General features: G+C 50.8%; 1 protein-coding gene and 1 pseudogene. Both read right to left on the reverse strand.

All coding sequences use genetic code 11. The features are described 5' to 3' along the window. The coding region (locus R8O11_RS31070; RefSeq protein ID WP_318195372.1) for a DTW domain-containing protein at nt 1-270 on the reverse strand (270 nt) is incomplete at its 3' end. Further along, nucleotides 270-526: pseudogene (locus tag R8O11_RS31075) on the reverse strand (hypothetical protein); the annotation flags it as partial. The gene R8O11_RS31070 and the pseudogene R8O11_RS31075, both read right to left, overlap by 1 nt.

Below are 526 nucleotides of genomic sequence, written 5' to 3' on the forward strand. Positions count from 1 at the left end.
TGTGATGCTTTCTTCACTTGGGAATAAAATCACCGGGTACAGCGAAGGATCAGCCAAGCGAGTGAGCAACTCTGCTGGTGGTTGTTTGCGATCCCAGATTGCTTGCTCGACGTTGAGTTGGCAATGCTGTAATAGCTGGCCCGTATTGGTGTCACGAGTTAGCTCATTTGGGTGCATCAATAGCAGTATTTCGTGCTTGCTGGTGAGTTTAGGCACCAGCGAGCAAATACAGTTGAACTGAAAACCGCAATGGGGACACGGTTGTGACATTACAGTCGAACCCCTTCACGCACTGGGCTAATACCATCCGAGAACAGACGAACACCACTGATTTGTTCAGGTGTGGCTGTTGGTGCCATGCTCGGGTTCAGAGGGTAGCTTACGCCAGTGTACTGCATGACATGTTTTGCTGGTGTTGCGCCGCCGCCACTAACATCGAAAATCAGGTCGCGCCAACCGTGCGACGTTTGTTGGCCGAGCATCATTGGGCTTCTTACCAGTGTAATTCGACTATTGAAGCGCCATT

Source organism: Vibrio sp. 1288 (genome assembly GCF_033344475.1).